Annotated in this window: 18 protein-coding genes; 8 read left to right on the top strand and 10 right to left on the bottom strand. The window is 60.4% G+C overall.

The genetic code is table 11. The features are described from left to right. The first annotated feature begins 9 nt into the window (after window positions 1–9). Together RAC79_RS14290 and rutF are read left to right on the top strand one after the other, a co-directional pair. Window positions 10–600 (top strand): malonic semialdehyde reductase, encoded by a 591-nt coding sequence (locus RAC79_RS14290; RefSeq protein WP_059760057.1) that lies wholly within the window; start codon window positions 10–12, stop codon window positions 598–600. Window positions 601–626: 26 nt separating this feature from the next. Then, window positions 627–1,151 (top strand): NADH-dependent FMN reductase RutF, encoded by a 525-nt coding sequence (gene rutF / locus RAC79_RS14285; protein ID WP_065655575.1) that lies wholly within the window; start codon window positions 627–629, stop codon window positions 1,149–1,151. Window positions 1,152–1,220: 69 nt separating this feature from the next. Here rutF and RAC79_RS14280 read toward each other — a convergent pair whose 3' ends face one another. The 3 genes from RAC79_RS14280 to RAC79_RS14270 all read right to left on the bottom strand — a co-directional run bounded on the left by RAC79_RS14280 (window position 1,221) and on the right by RAC79_RS14270 (window position 6,341). Continuing rightward, window positions 1,221–2,666 carry an NAD(P)(+) transhydrogenase (Re/Si-specific) subunit beta gene (locus tag RAC79_RS14280; protein ID WP_003522629.1) on the bottom strand — a complete coding sequence of 482 codons (1,446 nt, stop codon included), beginning with the start codon at window positions 2,664–2,666 and terminating at the stop codon, window positions 1,221–1,223. A 19-nt stretch (window positions 2,667–2,685) separates the two neighbouring features. Continuing rightward, a complete protein-coding gene (locus tag RAC79_RS14275; protein ID WP_065655573.1) occupies window positions 2,686–4,260 on the bottom strand; it encodes a Re/Si-specific NAD(P)(+) transhydrogenase subunit alpha in 1,575 nt (524 codons plus the stop codon). 197 nt (window positions 4,261–4,457) lie between these two features. Continuing rightward, complete coding sequence (locus RAC79_RS14270; protein ID WP_161987856.1) at window positions 4,458–6,341, bottom strand: MFS transporter; 1,884 nt, start codon at window positions 6,339–6,341, stop codon at window positions 4,458–4,460. Window positions 6,342–6,849: 508 nt separating this feature from the next. Here RAC79_RS14270 and RAC79_RS14265 point away from each other — a divergent pair. After that, on the top strand, window positions 6,850–7,884 hold the full coding sequence (locus tag RAC79_RS14265) for an aspartate-semialdehyde dehydrogenase (protein WP_003522626.1): 1,035 nt from the start codon (window positions 6,850–6,852) through the stop codon (window positions 7,882–7,884). A gap of 222 nt (window positions 7,885–8,106) precedes the next feature. Further along, window positions 8,107–8,922, top strand: a complete 816-nt coding sequence (locus RAC79_RS14260) for a lytic transglycosylase domain-containing protein (RefSeq protein WP_003522625.1) — start codon at window positions 8,107–8,109, stop codon at window positions 8,920–8,922. Window positions 8,923–9,099: 177 nt separating this feature from the next. Here the strand turns inward: RAC79_RS14260 and RAC79_RS14255 are convergent, their stop codons facing one another. Together RAC79_RS14255 and pdxY are read right to left on the bottom strand one after the other, a co-directional pair. Further along, window positions 9,100–9,741: a carbonic anhydrase gene (locus RAC79_RS14255; protein WP_065655570.1), complete on the bottom strand. Its 642-nt coding sequence runs from the start codon at window positions 9,739–9,741 to the stop codon at window positions 9,100–9,102. Between the two features lie 175 nt (window positions 9,742–9,916). Continuing rightward, on the bottom strand, window positions 9,917–10,792 hold the full coding sequence (pdxY, locus tag RAC79_RS14250) for a pyridoxal kinase PdxY (protein ID WP_078051917.1): 876 nt from the start codon (window positions 10,790–10,792) through the stop codon (window positions 9,917–9,919). A 225-nt stretch (window positions 10,793–11,017) separates the two neighbouring features. Between pdxY and RAC79_RS14245 the strand changes: the two genes are divergently transcribed. Together RAC79_RS14245 and RAC79_RS14240 are read left to right on the top strand one after the other, a co-directional pair. Then, on the top strand, window positions 11,018–12,478 hold the full coding sequence (locus tag RAC79_RS14245; RefSeq protein ID WP_125145524.1) for a phosphatidylserine/phosphatidylglycerophosphate/cardiolipin synthase family protein: 1,461 nt from the start codon (window positions 11,018–11,020) through the stop codon (window positions 12,476–12,478). A gap of 49 nt (window positions 12,479–12,527) precedes the next feature. Continuing rightward, window positions 12,528–13,373, top strand: coding sequence for an endonuclease/exonuclease/phosphatase family protein (locus RAC79_RS14240; RefSeq protein WP_078051654.1), 846 nt, complete (start codon window positions 12,528–12,530; stop codon window positions 13,371–13,373). A gap of 46 nt (window positions 13,374–13,419) precedes the next feature. Here RAC79_RS14240 and RAC79_RS14235 read toward each other — a convergent pair whose 3' ends face one another. The 4 genes from RAC79_RS14235 to RAC79_RS14220 form a co-directional block, all read right to left on the bottom strand. Continuing rightward, window positions 13,420–13,623, bottom strand: a complete 204-nt coding sequence (locus tag RAC79_RS14235; protein ID WP_065655566.1) for a hypothetical protein — start codon at window positions 13,621–13,623, stop codon at window positions 13,420–13,422. A gap of 291 nt (window positions 13,624–13,914) precedes the next feature. Next, window positions 13,915–17,109, bottom strand: a complete 3,195-nt coding sequence (locus RAC79_RS14230; protein WP_142844952.1) for an efflux RND transporter permease subunit — start codon at window positions 17,107–17,109, stop codon at window positions 13,915–13,917. A gap of 130 nt (window positions 17,110–17,239) precedes the next feature. Continuing rightward, window positions 17,240–18,430: an efflux RND transporter periplasmic adaptor subunit gene (locus RAC79_RS14225; protein WP_078051656.1), complete on the bottom strand. Its 1,191-nt coding sequence runs from the start codon at window positions 18,428–18,430 to the stop codon at window positions 17,240–17,242. Between the two features lie 56 nt (window positions 18,431–18,486). Continuing rightward, window positions 18,487–19,296, bottom strand: coding sequence for an alpha/beta hydrolase fold domain-containing protein (locus RAC79_RS14220; RefSeq protein ID WP_174036429.1), 810 nt, complete (start codon window positions 19,294–19,296; stop codon window positions 18,487–18,489). A gap of 135 nt (window positions 19,297–19,431) precedes the next feature. Between RAC79_RS14220 and RAC79_RS14215 the strand changes: the two genes are divergently transcribed. After that, entirely contained in the window at window positions 19,432–20,331 is a 900-nt protein-coding gene (locus RAC79_RS14215; RefSeq protein WP_004443468.1) for a LysR family transcriptional regulator, read from the top strand. A 3-nt stretch (window positions 20,332–20,334) separates the two neighbouring features. Here the strand turns inward: RAC79_RS14215 and RAC79_RS14210 are convergent, their stop codons facing one another. Beyond that, complete coding sequence (locus tag RAC79_RS14210) at window positions 20,335–21,234, bottom strand: LysR family transcriptional regulator (RefSeq protein WP_174036427.1); 900 nt, start codon at window positions 21,232–21,234, stop codon at window positions 20,335–20,337. 163 nt (window positions 21,235–21,397) lie between these two features. Here RAC79_RS14210 and RAC79_RS14205 point away from each other — a divergent pair, with 163 nt between their 5' ends. After that, window positions 21,398–22,579, top strand: coding sequence for an MFS transporter (locus tag RAC79_RS14205; protein ID WP_004443466.1), 1,182 nt, complete (start codon window positions 21,398–21,400; stop codon window positions 22,577–22,579). The last annotated feature ends 57 nt before the right edge of the window (window positions 22,580–22,636 follow it).

Below are 22,636 nucleotides of genomic sequence, written 5' to 3'. Positions count from 1 at the left end.
TTTAGGACAATGACGACAGCACTCGACGACAAGGCACTTGCAGCACTTTTCACCGCGGCGCGCACCCACAATGGCTGGGCTGACAAGCCGGTCGGCGACGAGACGCTGAGAGAGCTTTACGATCTGACGAAGATGGGTCCGACCTCAGCCAATTGCTCGCCGGGACGTTTCGTGTTCGTGCGCAGCCAGGAAGCGAAAGAAAAACTGCGGCCAGCGCTTTCGTCGGGCAATCTCGAAAAGACGATGGCAGCACCCGTCACCGTGATTGCCGCCATCGACCGCGAATTTTACGAGAAACTGCCGATGCTGTTTCCGCATGCCGATGCCCGTTCGTGGTTCACCTCCAGCCCGGCCGTGGCCGAGGAAACGGCCTTCCGCAATGCCACTTTGCAGGCGGGTTATCTCATCCTAGCAGCCCGCTCGTTGGGACTTGATACCGGGGCGATGTCCGGTTTCGACAAAGGCAAGGTGGATGCGGCGTTTTTCGCAGGCACGACGTGGAAGTCCAATTTCCTGATCAATCTCGGCTATGGCGATCCGTCGAAGCTTTTCGGACGGTTGCCCCGCCTTGGCTTCGAAGACGCCTGTGTGCTGGCTTGATGGCCTGTTAAGGAAGGATGGGTTAGATGCAGATGATGTCTCTTGAAAAGGAAGCGGAAATGGAGACGAAGACTGCACAGCAGCGCAGCCTCGATTATAGAAACGCCATGGCGCGGCTCGGTGCGGCGGTCAATATCGTCACCACGGACGGGGCGGCAGGCCGTGCAGGCTTTGCAGCGACGGCGGTTTGCAGCGTTTCCGACAATCCGCCCACCCTTCTTATCTGCCTCAACCGCAATTCTTCCGCTTACAGGGTGGTGAAGGCCAATGGCGTCGTCTGCGTCAACACGCTCGCCGCCCATCACGAGGTGCTGAGCACGCTTTTCGGCGGCAAGACGCCGGCGGAAGAGCGTTTCGCCGCCGGGAGCTGGGGTGTGCTTGAAACCGGCGCGCCGGTTCTGGAGGACGCGCTTGTCTCTTTCGACTGCCGCATCCGTGAGGCGCATGACGGCGGCACGCATGATATTCTGATCTGCGAGGTTGTGGATATGAAGATCAATGAAGGCGATGAGGCGCTGATGTATTTCAACCGGCGTTACCGGGTGCTTTGATCCAGCGGGAGTTTTTCCTCTCGGACTATAGAAAGGGCGTTTCCGGCCTCCCGGAAACGCCCTTTTCATTTACTTGATCAGCGGCAGAAGATCGTTGATCGACTTCTTGGCGTCGCCGTAGAACATGCGGGTATTGTCCTTGTAGAACAGCGGGTTCTCGATACCGGAGTAACCCGTGCCCTGGCCGCGCTTGGAGACGATGACCAGTTTGGACTTCCACACTTCCAGAACCGGCATGCCCGCAATCGGCGAGTTCGGATCGTCCTGGGCGGCCGGATTGACGATGTCGTTGGAGCCGATGACGATGACGACGTCGGTATTGGGGAAGTCGTCGTTGATCTCGTCCATTTCCAGCACGATGTCGTAAGGCACCTTGGCCTCGGCCAGCAGCACGTTCATGTGGCCGGGAAGACGGCCTGCGACCGGGTGGATGGCGAAGCGCACGGTCTTTCCGTCGGCGCGCAGCTTGCGGGTCAGTTCGGAGACCGCGGCCTGCGCCTGCGCCACCGCCATGCCGTAGCCGGGAACGATGATGACGCTGTCGGCGTCATTCAGCGCTGCGGCCACGCCTTCGGCGTCGATCGCCACCTGCTCGCCCTCGATTTCCATCGCCGGACCCGTCGTGCCGCCGAAGCCGCCGAGGATGACCGAGATGAAAGAGCGGTTCATCGCCTTGCACATAATGTAGGAAAGGATGGCACCCGAGGAGCCGACCAGCGCACCGGTGACGATCAGCAGATCGTTGCCGAGCGTGAAGCCGATTGCCGCGGCCGCCCAGCCGGAATAGCTGTTCAGCATCGAAACGACGACAGGCATGTCGGCGCCGCCGATGCCCATGATCAGGTGATAACCGATGAAGAAGGCGGCAAGCGTCATCAGCACCAGCGTCCAAGCGCCGGCGCCGTTGCAATACATGATGAGCAGCACCAGCGACAGGATCGCAGCGCCGGCATTGAGCAAATGTCCGCCCGGCAGCTTCTTCGCCTTGCCGTCCACCTTGCCGGCAAGCTTGCCGAAGGCGACGACGGAGCCAGTGAAGGTGACTGCACCGATGAAGACGCCAAGGAAGACCTCGACCTTCATGATCGCCAGTTCCACCGGCGTCTTGTGGGCGAGAATGGCGGAAAAGCCCGTCAGCAGCGAACGCGCGGTCTCATCGAGCGAGGCGACATGCGCTTCCTCGATATGGGCGTTGAAGCCGATGAAGACGGCGGCGAGGCCGACGAAGGAGTGAAGGGCTGCAACAAGCTGCGGCATTTCGGTCATCTGCACGCGGCTTGCGACGAAGTAGCCGAGAACGGAGCCGCCCGCCAGCATCAGCAGCACCACGAGCCACTGCCCGACGCCCTTGCTGATCTCAGGGCCGAAGACGGTGGCGACGATGGCGAGACCCATGCCGACAATGCCGTACCAGACGGCGCGTTTGGCGCTTTCCTGTCCGGAAAGGCCACCAAGTGAAAGGATGAAAAGAACGGCTGCGGCAACATAGGCCGCGGAAACGATACCAATGGTCATTGAATGTCCCCTACACGGCTCAGGACTTCTGGAACATGGCGAGCATGCGCCGTGTCACGAGGAAACCGCCGACGATGTTGATCGTCGCGATCAGGACGGAAAGCGAGGCGAGGATCACCACCAGCCAGTTGCCGGAACCGATCTGCAGCAATGCGCCGATGATGACGATGCCGGAGATCGCGTTCGTCACCGCCATCAGCGGCGTGTGCAGCGAGTGGCTGACGTTCCAGATGACCTGGAAACCGACGAAGCAGGCCAGCACGAAAACGATGAAGTGGCTCATGAAGCTTGCCGGCGCGAAAGCGCCCACCAGAAGCAGGATCGCCGTACCCACGGCGAGCAGGCCGACCTGGCTTTTCGTCTGCGCCTTGAAGTCCGCGTGTTCCTTGGCGTGCTTTTCCTCAGGCGTGAGTTCTTTTGCTCTTTCCTTCGGCTTCTGCGCGGCAATCGCCTGAATTTTCGGCGGCGGCGGGGGATAAGTGATTTCACCCCGATAGGTGACCGTCGCACCGCGGATGACGTCGTCTTCCATGTTGTGAACCGGCTTGCCGTCCTTTGCAGGCGTCAGATCGGTCATCATGTGGCGGATGTTGGTGGAATAGAGCGTCGAGGCCTGCGTGGCCATACGGCTCGGGAAATCCGTATAGCCGATGACGATGACGCCATTCTCTGAGACGACACGGCTGTCGGGAACCGTGAGGTCGCAATTGCCGCCGCGTTCGGCGGCCAGGTCGACGATGACCGAACCCGGCTTCATCATCGCCACCATGTCGGCGAGCCACAGTTTCGGGGCGTCGCGGCCCGGAATGAGCGCCGTGGTAATGACGATATCGATCTGCGGCGCGAGTTCGCGGAATTTTTCGAGCTGCTTCTCGCGGAATTCCGGCGAGGAGGGGGCGGCATAACCGCCGGTGGCCGCGCCATCCTGCTGCTGGTCGGCGAAATCGAGATAGACGAATTCGGCGCCCATGGATTCGATCTGTTCGGCCACTTCCGGGCGAACGTCGAAGGCATAGGTGATGGCGCCGAGCGATGTGGCCGTGCCGATGGCGGCGAGACCGGCGACGCCTGCGCCGATGACCAGCACCTTGGCGGGCGGCACCTTGCCGGCGGCGGTGACCTGGCCGGTGAAGAAGCGGCCGAAATTATTGCCGGCCTCGATGACCGCGCGATAACCGGCGATATTGGCCATGGAGGACAGGGCGTCCATCTTCTGGGCACGGGAAATGCGCGGCACCATGTCCATGGCGATGACACTTGCGCCCTTTTCCTTCGCCTGCTCCAGAAGGTCCTTGTTCTGGGCGGGATAGAAGAACGAGATCAGCGTCTTGTCCGAAGACAGGCGATCAATCTCCGACGTTTCCGGCGGACGAACCTTGGCGATGATATCGGAACCGGCGTAAAGCGCATCGGCGCTGTCGACGATCGTCACACCGGCTGCGCGATAGGCGTCGTCGGAAAAACCCGCCGCCTTGCCTGCACCGGTTTCAAGAATGCAATCATATCCGAGTTTCTGCAATGCCTGGGCGCTGTCGGGCGTCATGCCGACGCGCGCCTCGCCCTCATATAATTCCTTAGGTGTCCCGATTCTCAAAATGGCTCTCCCTCTGCCTGATAATATAGGGGGGTCATAACCTATTCAGGGGGGCTTTGTCTCCATATTGATTTTGTCTTGCCTGCGACGGAATGACAGCCCGCTGCGACAGTCTTGTTCGATATGCGGACGTATCGCGCAATAAAAGAACCCGGCGCTCCAGCGCCGGGTTCCGAAAATGTCGAACAGGGTATGGCTCAATCCATGGCGTGGATATCGCGATCCTTGGTTTCCGGCAGGAACAGCAGGCCGACGACCAGCGTGATGCCCGCGAAGATGATCGGGTACCAGAGGCCGTAATAGATGTCGCCCTTCGCCGCGCTCATCGCAAAGGCGGTGGCGGGCAAAAGGCCGCCGAACCAGCCGTTACCGATGTGGTATGGCAGCGACATGCCGGAGTAGCGGATGCGGGTCGGGAACAGTTCGACCAGCAGGGCGGCGATCGGGCCATAGACCATCGTTACGTAGATGACGAGGACGGTCAGGACCGCAATGATGACGACCCAGTTCACGGCGGCCGGATCGGCCACCATGGAGAAGGTGCCGCCGCCGGCTACGGTGTAGACGGCCATTTCCGCCGCACCTGCGGCTTCTGCCGGTGTCAGCAGCTTGTCCGCCACCAGCTTATCGGTCGCGACCATTTTCTTGTCGGCAGCGCGAACGGCCTCCGCATTGAGGTTAAGCTCCGGATTTGCGGCAATGAAGGCATCCAGTTTCGCGTCCGGCACCTGCGCCGCGCCGCGCACCAGCGGGTAGCCGCCATCGTGAAGCGCCATGTTGACCTGCTTCTGGAAGGCCTTGTCCTTGGCTGCCGCATCCGCACCGGCGGCGACGGCGTCATAGCTGGTAATGGTGGCATCGCCGATCTTCACGGTGGCCGGCTGGCCGGCTGTGCCCGCAACCACGTCGTAAGGCACGGAGTTGCGTGTCAGGAACGAGGTGGCGATATCGCAGGATGTGGTGAATTTCGCCGTGCCGGTCGGGTTGAACTGGAACTTGCAGTCGCCGGGGGCTGCGGTCACGGTGGCGCGAACGGTGGACTGGGCTTGCGCCAGCGCCGGGTTGCCGGCCCATGTCAGTGCCTTGAACAGCGGGAAGTAGGTCAGCATGGCAAGGATGAGACCGGCCATGATGATCGGCTTGCGGCCGATCTTGTCGGAAAGCCAGCCGAAGATGACGAAGAAGCTGGTGCCGAGGATGAGTGCTGCCGCCACCATGATGTTGGCGGACTGGCCGTCGACCTTCAGGATGCTCTGCAGGAAGAACAGCGCGTAGAACTGGCCCGTATACCAGACAACGGCCTGGCCGATGACGGCGCCGACAAGCGCGATGAGCGCGATCTTTGCGTTCTTCCACTGGCCGAAGGCTTCGCTGAGCGGCGCCTTGGATGTCTTGCCTTCTTCCTTCATTTTCTTGAAGGCCGGAGATTCGTTCATTTTCAGACGAATCCAGACCGATACGCCGAGCAGCAGAACGGAGACGAGGAAGGGAATGCGCCAGCCCCAGGCAGCGAAGGCTTCCTTGCCGAGTGCGAACTGCACGCCGAGAATGACCACCAGCGACAGGAACAGGCCAAGCGTCGCCGTCGTCTGGATCCATGAGGTGTAATAGCCCCTGCGGCCGTTCGGTGCATGTTCGGCAACATAGGTTGCCGCACCGCCATATTCACCGCCGAGCGCCAGGCCCTGCAGCATGCGCAGAACGATCAGGATGATCGGAGCGGCAATGCCGATCTGCGATGCGCCGGGCAGCACGCCGACGAGGAAGGTGGACACACCCATGATGAGGATGGTGATGAGGAAGGTATATTTGCGGCCGACAATGTCGCCCAGACGGCCGAATACCAGCGCGCCGAAGGGGCGCACGAGGAAGCCGGCGGCGAAGGCCAGCAGCGCAAAGATGTTGCGTGTCGTTTCCGGATATTGGCTGAAGAAGTTCGCGCCGATATAGATCGCGAGCGAGCCGTACAGATAAAAATCGTACCATTCGAAGACTGTTCCGAGAGAAGAGGCGAAAATCACCTTCTTCTCTTCACCCGTCATTGGACGGGCGGCGCCGCTCACGGCTGCAATATCTGCCATTGTCTGTCCTCCACAGATGTCCCAATTGGCGCATTGCCGAGCCCATCTCTCTCCTCCGGACTCCCCATAAGGGTGCAATGCGCGGAGTGTCAGAGTGACAGAAAATTAACTGCAATAAGAGCGATGCTTTCGGATTATGACTTTAGTCTAATGCAAGGCGTCCCGAAAATGTCGCGAGGCCGATTTTACGGCCTGCGCAAGACGCCTCCAAACGCGCCTTTTTTCTTGACACAACCGAGAAACCTTCTAATAGCTTCTCGCGAAGAAGGAGCATCACCTTGCGCATGCATGTTGCAGACATGTTCGTCATGGAAGGACCGGCACAATCCGCCGGCGATGATCCGCGCCTTTCTCATTCTACCCGAATTACGGCCAAAACGACGATTAAAACCGTCTAACGTCTCTGGCCACCGCTCTCTCCCCGGTTTGGCTGGGGATTGAGGAAGCCGCGATCTGATGCGGGTTCCCACCTCACCAAAAAGAGGAGAGACAGAAAGAGAGCTTGATCATGGGTTTCAAAGTTGCAATTGCAGGCGCCACCGGCAACGTCGGTCGCGAAATGCTCAATATCTTGGCCGAACGCGGTTTCCCCGCCGATGAAGTCGTGCCGCTTGCTTCCGCCCGCTCGCAGGGCACGGAAGTCTCCTATGGCGACCGCACGCTGAAGGTCTCGAACCTCGAGAACTACGATTTTTCCGACACGGATATTTGCCTGATGTCGGCCGGCGGCGATGTTTCCAAGAAGTGGTCGCCGAAGATCGGTCAGCAGGGCTGCGTTGTCATCGACAACTCGTCCGCATGGCGCTACGACCAGGACGTTCCGCTGATCGTTCCGGAAGTCAATGCCGATGCAGTTGCGGGCTTCACCAAGAAGAACATCATCGCCAACCCCAATTGCTCCACGGCACAGCTCGTCGTCGCGCTGAAGCCGCTGCATGACTTCGCCAAGATCAAGCGCGTCGTCGTTTCCACCTACCAGTCGGTGTCCGGCGCCGGCAAGGAAGGCATGGACGAGCTGTTCCAGCAGACCCGCGCCGTGTTCGTCGCTGATCCGGTGGAAGCCAAGAAGTTCACCAAGCGCATCGCCTTCAACGTCATTCCGCATATCGACGTCTTCATGGAAGACGGCTACACCAAGGAAGAGTGGAAGGTTCTGGCCGAAACCAAGAAGATGCTCGATCCGAAGATCAAGGTAACCTGCACGGCCGTGCGCGTTCCGGTCTTCATCGGCCATTCGGAATCGGTCAATATCGAGTTCGAAAACGAGATCACCGCCGATCAGGCGCGCGACATCCTGCGCGAAGCGCCGGGTTGCCTCGTGATCGACAAGCGCGAAAACGGCGGCTACATCACCCCGGTTGAATCCGCCGGTGAGGATGCGACCTATATCTCGCGTATCCGCGAAGATGCGACGGTCGAAAACGGCCTCAACCTGTGGGTTGTTTCCGACAATCTGCGCAAGGGTGCGGCTCTCAACGCCGTCCAGATCGCCGAACTGTTGATCAATCGTGGTTTCATCAAGCCCCGCAAGGCGGCTGCCTGATCCACGATACGATTTTTTAAGGTTCGTTAAGTATAACCCGTCTGTTCTGTGTGGGGCAGGCGGGTTTCATAATTGGCGACGATCACGGCCAGTTTATTTGCAGGCCTTGCTGCCGAAAGGCAATTTAGGCCGCCAAAAGACAGTTTTGGCACCTGAATCATACAGTATTGACGGTTTGGTTCTCGGGAAAAATTCCCCAAAGGATATCGAAGGCAGATTTTGATGCGGGCAATGAAGGTAATTCTGGCTGGTGTGGCCATGGTTTCGGTTCTGGCAGCGACGCCGGTTATGGCTGCGCAATGCGGTAACACTTCGGCGGGCTTCGATGCCTGGGTCGGCGCCTTCAAGCAGGAAGCGGCGGGCCGCGGCGTCAGCGCCTCGGTGCTCGACCGTGCTTTCTCCGGCGTCTCCTACAACCAGGCGACGATCCGCGCAGACCGCGGCCAGCACAGCTTCAAGCTTTCCTTCGAACAGTTCATGCAGAAGCGCGGCGGTCAGACGATCATTTCGCGCGGCAAGACCATGAAGAAGAACAACGCTTCTCTCTTTGCTTCCATCGAGCGCGCCTATGGCGTGCCGGCCGGTCCGCTTCTGGCCATCTGGGGCATGGAAACCGGCTTTGGCGGCTTCATGGGCAACCAGCACACGCTTTCCGCCGTCGCGACGCTCTCCTTCGATTGCCGTCGTTCGGATTATTTCACCGAGCAGCTTTACGCGGCCCTCAAGCTCGTCGGCAGCGGTTCGCTCAACGTCAACGCCAAGGGTGCGGCCCATGGTGAAATCGGCCAGACGCAGTTCCTGCCGCTGAACGTCGTGCGTTACGGCGTGGATTTCGACCGCGACGGCCGTATCGATCTCGTCGGTTCGCGTGCCGATGCGCTGGCTTCCACCGCGAACTTCCTCGTCGGCCATGGCTGGCAGCGCGGTGCAGGCTACCAGCAGGGACAGGCAAACTACGCCGCCATCCAGGGCTGGAACGCAGCAAGCGTCTACCAGCAGGCCATCGCGTTCATCGGCAAGGCGATTGACGGCCAATAAGGCTGCTTTCCACGCGCGAATTCCCACTTCCGTCATGCCGGACTTGATCCGGCATCCAGTCACGGCGCGTCCGCGCCGTGAAAGAGTCTTTGGCGATCAAGGACTTGATCGCGCTGGACCCCGGATCTAGTCCGGGGTGACGAGCGTTGAATTTGGCCGGTAGCTATTACCTGCCAATCACAGATCCGGGCGACGGAAATCACCCGTCTTGCCGTCCATCACCCACAATTCGCCGGTCGAAATATCGAACCATGCGCCGTGCAGCTTCACCTTACCGGCCGTCTCCTGCGCCTTCACAAAAGGGAAGCCGCGCAGATTGGCGATGGAGTTGCGGATGGAAACGCGTTCCAGCGCCGTCTGCCGCTCGGAAGCTGTCATCACGTCGTTGCTCTGGATTTGCGAGGCGGCCGACTTGACCATGTTCATCCATTTACCGATGAAATCGCCGGGCGACAGCGGCTCGAGATTGGGATCGAGCGCTGCCTGGATGCCGCCGCAGCGGCCGTGGCCCATGACGACGATATCCTTCACCTTCAGAACCTGTACGGCATATTCGATAGCCGCCGAGGTGGCGTGGTACTGGCCATCGGGCTCGAAAGGCGGCACCATGTTGGCGACGTTGCGGACGACGAAAAGCTCTCCCGGTCCGCAGTCGAAAATGGTTTCCGGCGCGGAGCGGGAGTCACAACAGGCAATGAACAGGGTCTGCGGCTTCTGTCCGGTGTCGGCCAGAACGCGGTATCTTTCGCGCTCGTCGACATAGCGACCGTTCATGAAGTTCTTGTAGCCGTTGAGAAGGTTTTCCGGAAAATCTTTCATCTATCGCAGTACCGTTGTGGTTGGACCGAGATCAAGAAAAGAACTCGGTGCGTTGAAGACCAATCCTTTGGAGCATTTTCGCTTTTCTTCGAACCGCGAAATCGCTCCAACTCCTTGTTTGTCGCATTTCCGGACGGAAAACCGAGGGCCACTTTTCCTGGAAATGCTCTAGCCGCTATTTGCGCTTGCTGCGCGAAGGATGCAAGAGATGACGCATCTGCACCATCGCCATGGGTGTGGAGAGGCTGGAAGAGTCCGTCTCCAGCGTCAGTTCGTTCATCTCGCGTTTTTTGGTGCGGGCCAGAATTTCGAACACGCTGGCGGTCGCGAGCTGCAGCGCCTTTTCGTCATCCATGCCTTCCAGCAGGCGGGCGAGGAACAGCGCCGACATCAGGTCGCCGAGACCGTTCGGCGCATTCTCAATGGCACGATGTTCGGCAAGCAGCGCGTGGCGGCCGCTGAGATAAAGATTGCCGGTGCCGCCCGTCATCATCGGCACGGCCGAGGTGACCAGCATTTTCGGCGGGCCCAGCGCAAGCGCGGCATCCATGATGGCATTGTTGGTCTCGAGCTCCGCGCCGCTCATCCAGGCGAGTTCATAACGGTTCGGCGTGGCGACAGTGGCAAGCGGGATGAGGTGATCGCGGATGGCTTCCGCGGTCTCGAGCGGAATGTAAAGCCCGCCCAGATCGCCCATGACCGGATCGCAGGCGTAAATCAGCGACGGGTTCTTTTCCTTCAGATTGCGGATCAGCCGTGCGGTGGAGCGAACCTGCGCCGCACTACCGAAATAACCGGTCAGAACAGCCTTGACCTCGCCGATCCATTTGGCGTTTTCGAGGTCGGTCATCGCCTTGTCGAAATCGTCGTCCTGAAAGCGCATCCGGGTGGAAGGGCCGTGGCCGGGATGCCACGGCATGACGATGGTGGGCACCGCCCAGACGGGATAACCGAGGGTCTCCAGCGCAAAGACTGCAGCGCGATTGCCGACGGAGCCACGCATGACATGGCTGGAAATGACGATGACGGCGCCCTGTGTATTTTCCTGCATCACGGCCTTCTTGCTTTCAAACAAGGCAGAAAGCCCGCAAGTGCACCTCGCCCTGCCACTGCCCAAAGATCAAGATGCGCTCTCATGACATATCGCAAGGCCGGTTTCCACCGTTAATCCCGCAAGGGTCTGTCCCGCAAAAGCATGGCGCGGTCAGGTTCTTTGTCTCTGCCAGCGCTGCCTGCCTGTCATTGCGAGATTGCCGAAGTACTCTATAGTTGTACCATGCTCGATCTCGTCATTGCCTATTGGCCGCATATCCTTGCCGTTCTCTCGATTTTGATGGGAAGCGTGGCGGCCGTGCATGCCACGATGACGAAGGAGGAGGTCCGCTCCGCGCTCGGTTGGGTCGGCGTCATCGTGCTGTCGCCCGTCGTCGGCGCGGTCATCTATGCCATTGCCGGCATCAACCGCATTCGCCGGTCCAACATCACGCAGCAGCGGTCCTTCATGCAGGACGAGATCATGGATCGCGTGGCGCGTCTGGATGCCAGCGGCGACATGATCGCTGCGCGCTTCGGACGCCGTTTCGAGGCGATGAAGACGCTGGGCGACCGGGTGACGCGCCATGCGCTGACGACAGGCAACGGCATAGAGCCGCTGGTGACGGGGGATGCCGCCTATGCCGCCATGCTGGGGGCCATCGACGAGGCGAAGCGGTCGATCATTCTCGAAACATATATTTTCGACAATGACCGGATCGGCGCCCGCTTTGTCGCGGCGCTCGAAAGGGCGAAGTTCCGCGGCGTGGAGGTGCGGGTGCTGGTGGATGCGGTGGGCGCGCGTTATTCGGTGCCGAGCATCCTGCCGACGCTCAGGGAAAAGGGCATCGTCTGCGACGTCTTCAACGGCAATGTCATCATGGGGCTGCGGCTGCCCTATGCCAATCTGCGCACCCACCGCAAGATCCTCGTGGTGGACGGCCGCATCGCGTTCAGCGGCGGCATGAATATCCGCGAGGGGTTCACCCAGGAATTCGGCGGCGAAAGCCAGTCGCACGATACGCATTTCAAGATCACCGGGCCGGTCGTATCGGATTTTTTCTCCATCGCGGCGGAGGACTGGCGTTTCACGACGAAGGAACTGCTGGACACGCCCGTCTGGGATATCGCCATTCCCGATGGTGTGCCGGGTTCGCAGATCGTTGCCCGCGTCTGCTCCTCCGGGCCGGATAAAAGCATCGAGACCAGTCACAAGATGCTGATGGGCGCGTTTTCCGTCGCGCGCTCCTCCATTCTCATCATGTCGCCCTATTTTCTCCCCGATCGGGAGCTTATTTCGGCACTCATTACCGCAGCAAGGCGGGGAGTCGTAGTGGATATCATCGTGCCGAAAAGCAACAATCTGGTGCTTGTGGACAGGGCGATGACGGCGCAGTTCGACCAGATGTTGAGGAATTACTGCCGCATCTGGCGGGCGACGGGGGCTTTCAATCACTCCAAGCTTCTGGTGATCGACGGGCGCTGGAGCTACATTGGCTCTTCCAATCTCGATCCGCGTTCGCTGCGATTGAACTTTGAGATCGATCTCGAAGTTATGGATGAGGAATTCGCCGCGACAATCGGCGAACGCATCCGGGATGCACGGGCAACCGCCTTGCCCGTGCGGCTCAGCGAACTGAATGCGCGGCCATTCGTTGTCCGCTTTGTGGAGCGTGTCCTGTGGCTCGCTTCGCCTTATCTTTAGAGTGCGGTGCGTCCGGCAGGGCGCTGCGCGAGACCGGAGGCATCGACGCGTGAAAAAGAACGGTTTGCTGGATGATGAAAAAACGGCTTTGACGAAAAACACCAGCCTGTCCGCCTTCGTCATGCAGTCGCTGCGCGACCGCCGCCAGCGCCAGAATGCGGCGCCAGCGACGAAAGATCATTCCTTCCCCGTCATCGCCTCCTACAATGTGCATAAATGTGTCGGCCGCGACCGCAAGTTCGATCCCGATCGCACCAGCCGCGTCATTCAGGAAATCGGCGCTGACATCATCGCCCTTCAGGAAGCGGACAGCCGTTTCGGCGAGCGTACCGGCCTGCTCGATCTCGCGCGGCTGGAGCGGGAAAGCGGCCTCATTCCCGTGCCCGTGCAGGCCGGCGTGAAGGCGCATGGCTGGCACGGCAATGTCGTGCTGTTCAAGGAAGGCGCGGTCAGGGATGTGCATACGCTGAAATTGCCGGGGCTGGAGCCGCGCGGCGCGCTCGTCGTGGAGCTGGATCTAAAGCGGGGCGGCACGCTGCGGGTCATCGCCGCCCATTTCGGGCTTCTCAGACATTCCCGCGCCCAGCAGGCGAAAGCGTTGATCAGCCTTCTCGAAGCACGCAACGAATGCGCGACCATCCTCATGGGAGACCTGAACGAATGGCGTCTCGGCAACGGGTCGTCGCTCAATACGTTCCGGGATGCTTTTGGCGCTTTGCCGCCGGCGGTGCCGAGTTTTCCGTCCAACCTGCCGGTGCTGGCGCTCGACAGGATCATCGCCAATCGTGAAGGACTGATCGAGCAGGTGGAGGCGCATGACAGCGCGCTGGCGCGCATCGCCTCGGATCATCTGCCGCTGAAGGCGGCGGTGCGGACCGACCTGCTGCCGGCCTGATCGCGTTGCGGCGTGGTGTGCCGCATAAAGGCGCCAAAAGGCCGGATTAAACCCGTTGCGCCACCGTCATGTGGCTGCGCGAGCGCGCTTCAAGCAACGATGTGCGAATGGCTTCCATCAGCCGCTCGCGATTATTTCGGGTCTTGCCTCTGTCGAGATTCTGCGCGGCAAGCGCGAGATCGAGACCCTCATGCATCACTATCGAATAGGCAACGGTCGTTGCCCAGTTTTCATAGTCCTGCTCCATCATGTCGCCCCTGAACTAAATCATTTAGTCCGAATCACCCTGTTCTTTAAAAGTACCACAAAATACAAAGCATAAAATAGAATTGTTTCTTTTGATGTTCATCAATATGGCTGGATATATTGCATTTCTGACGCCTCCGATGCGGCTTAAATTATCTAGTGTTGCCGTGTAAGTATTTGAAACTGATTCTATTTCAGAAAACCCGCATGAACGTTTTGTGTCATAAAAAACGCCGCGCATCGGGGGATGCGCGGCGGGCTTGCTTTGAAGGTGGCGGTGGATGGGAGTGCGGTCTCAGCCGGCCTTTTCGAGCTTGTAGTCCGAATTGGCCGGTTCTTCCTGCTTGTGCTGGATGAGCGGACGATTGCCCGCCAGCCTGCGCACCAGCACGTAGAAGACCGGTGTCATGAAGATGCCGAAGAACGTTACGCCGATCATGCCGGAGAACACCGCGACACCCATGGCCGCACGCATTTCCGCACCTGCACCGGTGGAGACGACCAGCGGCACCACGCCCATGATGAAGGCGAGCGAGGTCATCAGGATCGGGCGCAGGCGAAGCCGGCTTGCCTCGATGGCCGCCTGAAGCGGTGTTCGTCCTTCGAATTCCAGCTCCCGGGCGAATTCCACGATCAGGATCGCGTTTTTCGCCGAGAGACCGACAAGGACGACAAGGCCGATCTGCGTAAAGATGTTGTTATCCCCTCCCGTCAGCCAGACGCCCGTGAGGGCCGCAAGCACACCGAGCGGGACGATCAGGATGATCGCAATCGGCAAGGTGAGGCTTTCATATTGCGCGGCGAGCACGAGATAGACGAGCAGCAGCGCCAAGGGGAAAACCACGATGCTGGAATTGCCGGCCAGAATCTGCTGGTAGGTCAGGTCCGTCCATTCGTAGTCGACGCCTGCGGGCAGGGTTTCGGCAAGGATTTTTTCAATCGCCGCCTGTGCCTGTCCAGAGGAGAAGCCCGGTGCCGGACCGCCGTTGATATCGGCCGCAAGGAAGCCGTTATAACGGTTGGTGCGCTCCGGCCCCGTCGTCGCATTTACCTTCAAGAGCGTCGACAGCGGGATCATCTGGCCCGATGCGGAGCGAACCTTCAGGCGACCGATATCTTCGGCATGCGCGCGGAACTGGGAATCCGCCTGAACCCGCACGCTGTATGTCCGTCCGAAAGCATTGAAGTCGTTGACATAGAGCGAGCCGAGATAGATCTGCAGCGTCTGGAAGACGTCGCTGACGGAAACGCCCAGCTGTTCCGCCTTGGCGCGGTCGAGATCGGCGAAGAGCTGCGGCACGTTGATCTGGTAGCTGGAGAAGATGCCCGCGAGTTCCGGCGTTTGATAGGCCTTGCCGATCACGGCCTTCGTCGCTTCATCCAGCGTCTGATAGCCGTAGCCGGCGCGGTCTTCGATCTGCAGCTTGAAGCCGCCCGTCTGGCCGAGACCGTTGACCGGCGGCGGCGGGAACATGGCGATGAAGGCATCTTGAATGCCCGCATATTTCTGGTTCAGCTGCATGGCGATGGCGCCGCCGGACAGTTCCGGTGTCTTGCGCTTTTCGAAGTCATCGAGAACCGCAAAGACGATACCGGAATTGGAGCCGATGGTGAAGCCGTTGATCGACAGGCCCGGGAAGGCGATGGCGTGGCTGACGCCAGGTGTTTCGAGCGCGATGTCGCTCATCCGCTTGATGACGCTTTCCGTGCGGTCAAGCGTTGCGCCGTCCGGAAGCTGGGCGAAGCCGATCAGGTACTGCTTGTCCTGCGCCGGCACGAAGCCGCTCGGGACGGTGGTGAACATGCCGTAGGTGGCGGCCACCAGCGCCATATAGACCATCATGACAAGGCTCTTGCGCGTCACCAGCCCGCCCACGGTCTTGCCGTAGCCGTTGGAGGCCGCACCGAAGGCGCGGTTGAAGCCGCGGAAGAACCAGCCGAGGATTTTATCCATGAAGCGGGTCAGCCAGTCTTTCGGTGCGCCGTGTTCCTTCAGCAGCAAGGCTGCAAGAGCGGGCGACAGCGTCAGCGAGTTGATGGCTGAAATGACGGTGGAGATGGCAATGGTCAGTGCGAACTGCCGGTAGAACTGGCCGGACAGGCCGGAGATGAAGGCAAGCGGCACGAAGACCGCGACCAGAACCAGCGCAATCGCGATGATCGGGCCGGAGACTTCGCGCATCGCCTTATAGGTGGCGTCACGCGGCGAGAGCCCGTTTTCGATATTTCGCTCGACGTTTTCGACGACAACGATGGCGTCATCCACCACGATGCCGATGGCGAGCACGAGACCGAACAGGGTCAACGCGTTGATGGAGAAGCCGAAGGCATACATGACGGCGAAGGTGCCGATGATCGAGACCGGAACGGCGATCAGCGGAATGATCGATGCGCGCCAGGTCTGCAGGAAGAGGATGACGACGAGCACCACGAGGCCAACGGCCTCGAGGAGTGTATCGACAACCTTTTCGATGGAGGAGCGCACGAATTTCGTCGTGTCGTAGACGATCTCGTATTTCACGCCGTCAGGCATTGCCAGCTGCAGATTGTCCATCGTGGCGCGGACATTGTCGGCGATTTCAATGGCGTTGGAGCCGGGGGCCTGAAGCACGGCGACAGCCACGGCGGGTTCGCCGTCGAGCAGCGAGCGCAATGTGTAATCGGCCGCACCGAGTTCGATGCGGGCGACATCGCGCAGGCGGGTGATTTCACCGTTCGCGCCGCTCTTGACGATGATGTTGCCGAATTCCTCCGGCGTCGTCAGACGGCCCTGGGCATTGACGTTGAGTTGCAGGTCGACGCCGTTCGGGCTCGGCGAAGCGCCGATGACGCCAGCTGCGGCCTGCACGTTCTGCTGGCGGATGGCGTCGGAAACGTCGCTGGCGGCGAGATCATGCTCGGCCACCTTCTGCGGGTCGAGCCAGACGCGCATGGAATAGTCACCAGCGCCGAAGACCTGCACCTGGCCGACACCTTCGATGCGGGCGAGGCGATCCTTGACGTTCAGCGTCGCATAGTTACGCAGATAAGTGATGTCATAGGCGTCGGTCTTCGAGACAAGGTTGACGACCATGATGAAGTCGGGCGAGCTCTTGACGGTGGTGATGCCGAGGGCGCGCACTTCCGCCGGCAGGCGCGGTTCGGCCTGCGACACGCGGTTCTGCACCAGCTGCTGCGCCTTGTCAGGATCGGTGCCCAGCTTGAAGGTCACGGTCAGCGTCAGCACGCCGTCGGATGTCGCCTGGCTGCCCATATAGAGCATGTCCTCGACGCCGTTGATCTGTTCTTCCAGCGGTGTCGCGACGGTTTCGGCAATAACGGTCGGGTTCGCGCCGGGATAGGTGGCGCGCACGACGACGGATGGCGGAACGACTTCGGGATATTCCGAAATCGGCAGGGCGCGCATGCCGAGTAGGCCTGCCACCACAATCAGGACCGAAAGCACGGCAGCGAATACCGGCCGGTCGACAAAAAATCTGGAAATATTCATATCCAGTCCCTCTCCGGGTCTTTGGGAATGCGAAGGCCGTTCCGGCGGCAATTCTGCCGCCGGTGAAGGCCGGTTCTGTCTGAAGGGGCGTCTCGCGGGAGGCGGGACGCTTACTGATCAAAGAGGCGGGTTACTGCGAAGCAGCAACCTTGTCTTCCGCCTGCGGTGCGACGGTGGCGCCGGGACGAATGCGCTGCAGGCCGTTGACGACGATCGTATCACCGGCGGCAAGGCCGCTTTCGATGATGCGCTGGCCATCGGCCGGTGCGCCCGGCTTGATCTGGCGGTAGCTCACCTTGTTTTCGGCATCGACCACGAAGACGAAACGCTTGTCCTGATCCGTGCCGATAGCGCGGTCGCTGATGACGATGCGGTTTTCCGGCTTCGGTTCACCCATGCGCACCCGCACGAACTGGCCGGGAATGAGCCTGCCGTCCGGATTTTCGAAGACGGCGCGGACACCGATGGTGCCGCTTGCCGAATCCACCTGGTTGTCGATCAGATGCAGCGTGCCCTTGATCGGCGTGCCCTCATCCGAAAGCGTGCCGATTTCCACCGGGATCTGTTCGAGAGCGGGCAGGGCGCCGTCCGTCTGCGGCAGTTCGGCAAGCGCTTTGGCCACCACGCCTTCGCTGGCATTGAAGCTGGCATAGATCGGGTTGACCGATACCAGTGTCGTCAGCGCCGGCGAGGTCGAGCCGGCGGCGACGAGGTTGCCGGCGGTGATTTCGATGCGGCCGACGCGGCCGGAAACCGGGGCGAGGATTTCGGTATAACCGAGATCGAGCTGAGCCGTGGTCAGGGCTGCGCGGGCGGCGCGAAGCTGGGCTTCGGCATCCGCAAACGAGCTTTGACGCTGGTCAAGATCGCTCTGGGAGATGGTGCGATTGTCGGAAAGCCGGCGGCCACGGTCGAGTTCCGTTTTCGCAAGGCTGACCTTGGCTTCAGCCGAGGCGACCTGTCCTTCAGCCCCGGCAACGGCGGCCTGATAGGGGGCCGGATCGATGGTGAAGAGGGGATCGCCTTCCTTCACCAGCGCGCCTTCGCGGAAATGCACGGCCTTGATCTGGCCGGCGACGCGGGAGCGGATCTGCACCCGGTCAACGGCTTCGAGACGGCCGGAAAACTCTTCCCAGCGCATCACGTCGCGGCTTTCCACCTTGGCGACGGTAACCGGGATTGCCGGTGTTTCAGCAGGCGTCGAAGCGGCCGTTGCATCGCGGCTGGTGGGGAGGTCGAAAAACAGTGCTGCTGCTGCAACGGACATGGCAAGCCCGATGCCGGCACCCGTCAGGGCCCGGCGCTTTGTGTTCAGCGTCATGGGTATCTCCTTGGCCCCCGATCGGGAGCAGGTCGTTCATAAATAAATGCGAATTTTCAGTGTTTTAACTGGTCAACGAAGGTCTTGAACTCCGAACAGACGGATGAGACCCATCCGCCGCCCTCTCCTTGATAAAGCCCCGTCCAGCCGACGCCGGCGGGGAAAACATGCTGCCGGACGCTGACACCGGAGGCGATGAGGCGGTCTGCATAATTGACCGTTTCGTCGCGCAGAGGGTCGTCCTCGGCGGTAAAGATCAGCGCCGGCGCCACCCGGTTCAGCCGCGTGCACTGGCAGGGCGCGGCATAGGGGTGGAAAAACCCGCACGCCTTGGCAAGGTAATGGCTCCAGCCATCGGCCCAGCGCTGGCGCATGCCGATCCTGTCCGCATCGCGGAAGGATTCCGTCGTCATCATCGGGTCGATCATGGGCGACAGAAGAATCTGGCCTGCGAGTTTGCCCGGCATACGGTCGCGGGCCTTCAAGGCAAGCCCCGCCGCCACATTGCCGCCAGCCTCTTCGCCGGCCACGAACAGCAGCGATTTCGCGCCGCCATAATGCTTGCGATCCCGGCTCAGGCGATCGAGCGCTTCGTAAGCGCAGTCGATAACCATCGGAAATTCGTTGCCGGACGGCCTGCTGTAATCGGCCTCCACGACCACCGCGCCGCTTTCTGCAAGCGCGCGCGCGACCGGAAGTTCCGGGCAATTGCCGCCCGGCTCCAGGCCGGGTTCCAGAAACGAACCGCCGCGCAGATAAAGCACGACGGGCGGTTGGCTGCACAGGCTCGAACCTTCATATCGGCGCACGGAAAGCTGGGACGCGAAGCCCCCACAGCTTTTGATATTCTCCCAGTGCGCGTTCATCTGATCCGCTCCCGTTGCACCACCTTGAGCAGTGCATCACATTTGCAAAATCTGAAATTCATATTATTGTTCGGAGAAAAACGATCAAGTATGCCAAAATGAAAACACTATTCCAAAAAGACGGATAATCTCATCATGGATCAGCTCTCCGCCATGCGGGTTTTTACGCGTGTCGTGGAAACCGGCAATTTCAGCCGCGCCGCCACAGCGCTGAACATGCCGAAAACCACGGTCACCAATATGGTCCAGGCGCTCGAGGCGCATTTGCAGACCACGCTTCTCAACCGCACGACGCGGCGAGTGATGCTGACAACGGACGGCGCTCTCTATTATGAGCGTGCATCGCAGATTTTATCGGAAATAGAAGAACTTGACGGCAGCATGTCCAGCGCGCAGGTGCAGCCATCCGGCCGGTTGCGCGTGGAAATGGCCGGTGTCTTTGCGGACCTTGTGGTTATCCCACATCTTTGCGAATTTTACCAGCGCTATCCGCAAATCCGTCTCGATCTCGGTGTCGGCGACCGTCTGGTCGATTATATCGCGGAAAATGTCGACTGTGCACTGCGTGTCGGCGTGTTGCGCGATCAGTCGCTGATTGCCCGAAAAGTAGGCGAACTCCGGTTCGAAACATTTGCGTCGCCGTCCTATATCGAAAATTTTGGCATGCCCCGAGAACCGGAGGACCTGGAGAAGGATCATCTGTCGGTGGGTTACCTCAATGCCACCACCGGGCAGATCATGCCGGCCTCCTTCGACAATGGCATACGCAGCGTCGAGTTGACGCCCAACTACGTCGTTTCCGTCAATGACAGCCGCACCTACTTGAATGCGGCGCTCGCCGGCATGGGCATCGTGCAGCTGCCGATCTTCATGGTGCGCGACGCCCTTTCGCGCGGAGAGCTGGTGCCGGTGCTTTCCGAATGGCGACGGGAGGCGATGCCGATCTATGTCGTCTATCCCCAGACCCGGCACGTGACCAACAAGGTCCGCGTATTTGTCGACTGGCTTGCGAAGCTGGTACATGGGCTGGTGTGATAATCAGCGCCCGACCCTTGCGGCAAGGAAATCTATGAAGGCGCGCACGCGGGCTGCGAGATGCTCATGGCCGGCATAAACCGCGTGGATCACCTCCATGTCCTCGGCGCTATAGTCTTCCAGTACGGGAACGAGCAGGCCAGCCCTAATATCGGGTTCGACGTGGAATTCACCGACCCGACCGAGCCCAAGCCCCGATAGGCAAAGCCTGCGCATGGCCATGCCGCTATTGACGGAGGCATTGCCCGTGACTGGCAGGCGATAGACATCGGCAGAACCGGGGTCGCGAAACGGCCATTCATTGAGACTGCGACTGAAATTGAAGCTCAGGCAATTGTGCCGCGCCAGATCCTGCGGCGTTTCCGGCATGCCGTATTGTTCGATATAGGTGGGGGAGGCGACGATAACGCGGCGTACTTCCTTCAGCTTTCTTGCCTTCAGCGATGAATCGCCCATGGCGCCGGAGCGTATGGCAATGTCCGTGCGTTCCTCGATCAGGCTGATGACGCCGTCAGTCAGCGAAATATCCAGCTCGATTTCCGGATAAAGCGACAGGAATTCCGGTGCAAGCGGCAGGAGATAACGTTCGCCGAAGCCCAGCGTCGCGTTGACCCGTAGCAGCCCGCGCGGCACCACCTTGCCGCCGCTCGCCACGATCTGCTCGGTCTCGGCTATGTCGGCGAGAATGCGTCGGGCCCGCGCCAGATAGACCTCGCCCTCCGGCGTAAGCGTTACGAGCCGGGTGGAGCGGGCCACCAACCTGGTGCCGAGACGGTCTTCGATACGTGTGACAAGTTTGCTGACGGCCGAGGGCGAAAGCTTCAGCCTGCGCCCGGCGGCTGAAAAGCTGCCGAGTTCCGCCGCCGCCACGAAGACTTCCATCTCTCCGGCCCTGTTATCCATCGCGCATCACCTATGAAATCAATTCAAAGGTATTTATCCGGCTTTGCCGATTATCATGCAAGTCCTCTTCGCCCATATTGCGCTCATACAATTTGATCCAACCGGGCAGCCCCAAGCTGTCCAGAAGGCCCGCGATCCAGCTGCGGGCGAAGAGGTATTCGTCATGCCATTGGCCATATTTGCCCTGACTATCGCGGCCTATGCGATCGGAACAACGGAGTTCGTCATTGTCGGTCTGCTGCCGACTGTCGCAAACGATCTCCATATCACCCTGCCGCTCGCCGGTCTCATCGTCAGTGTCTATGCACTGGGTGTGACCTTTGGTGCGCCGATCCTGACCGCATTGACCGGCAAGATAGAGAGGAAGCCGCTGCTGCTCGGCCTGATGGCCCTGTTCATCGTCGGTAACAGTCTCGCAGCCCTCTCACCCAATTATGAGATGCTGCTGGTGGCCCGCGTCATTGCCGCCTTCGCCCATGGCGTCTTTTTCTCGGTCGGCTCCACCATCGCGGCCGATCTCGTGCCGGAAAACCGTCGCGCCTCGGCCATTGCCATGATGTTCATGGGCCTTACGGTCGCCATCGTCACCGGTGTTCCGCTCGGCACCTATATCGGCCAGGTCTTCGGCTGGCGCGCAACCTTCTGGGCCGTTGCTGCCCTTGGTGTCATTGCCTTCCTCGGCATTGCAGCGCTTCTCCCGAACACACTCAAGAAGGCGCCGCCGGCAAGCTTGCTCGATCAGGTCCGTGTTCTCGGCTCCGGCCGCCTGCTCATCGTCTTCGCCATGACCGCGCTTGGTTACGGCGGCACCTTCGTCGCCTTCACCTTCCTTGCGCCAATCCTGCAGGATGTGACCGGATTTTCGGAAAAGAGCGTCAGCCTGATCCTCGTGCTTTACGGTATCGCCATCGCGGCCGGCAACATCGGTGGCGGCCGGATCGCCAACCATAATCCGGCCAGGGCCCTCATTGGCCTCTTCCTGGCGCAGGCCATCGTGCTGCTCGTCTTTTCCTTCACCGCGGTTTCGCCGGTGCTGACGCTCATCACGCTTGCCGCGCTTGGTTTCCTCTCCTTCGCCAATGTTCCCGGCCTGCAGCTTTATGTGGTGCAGCTTGCCAAGGAGCATCGTCCCGGCGCCGTCGATGTCGCTTCGGCGCTCAACATCGCCGCCTTCAACCTCGGCATCGCCATCGGCGCGTGGCTCGGCGGTCTGGTGGTGGAATCACCGTTGGGCCTGGGTGCCACACCCTGGGTCGGCGCCATCCTCGTCGCGGTTGCCCTGCTTCTGACCATCTGGAGCAGCGCGCTCGACCGCCGCGCCGCGCTGACACTGAAAACTGCCTGAGCTTTTCATGAAATACCCGGCCGCTCCCAAGCCGGCCGGGCCACCTCAAAGGAGAAA

The organism is Agrobacterium sp. LR_9 (genome assembly GCF_041954855.1).
GTDB lineage: Bacteria > Pseudomonadota > Alphaproteobacteria > Rhizobiales > Rhizobiaceae > Agrobacterium > Agrobacterium leguminum.
This window is presented reverse-complemented; position numbering and strand designations above follow the sequence as displayed.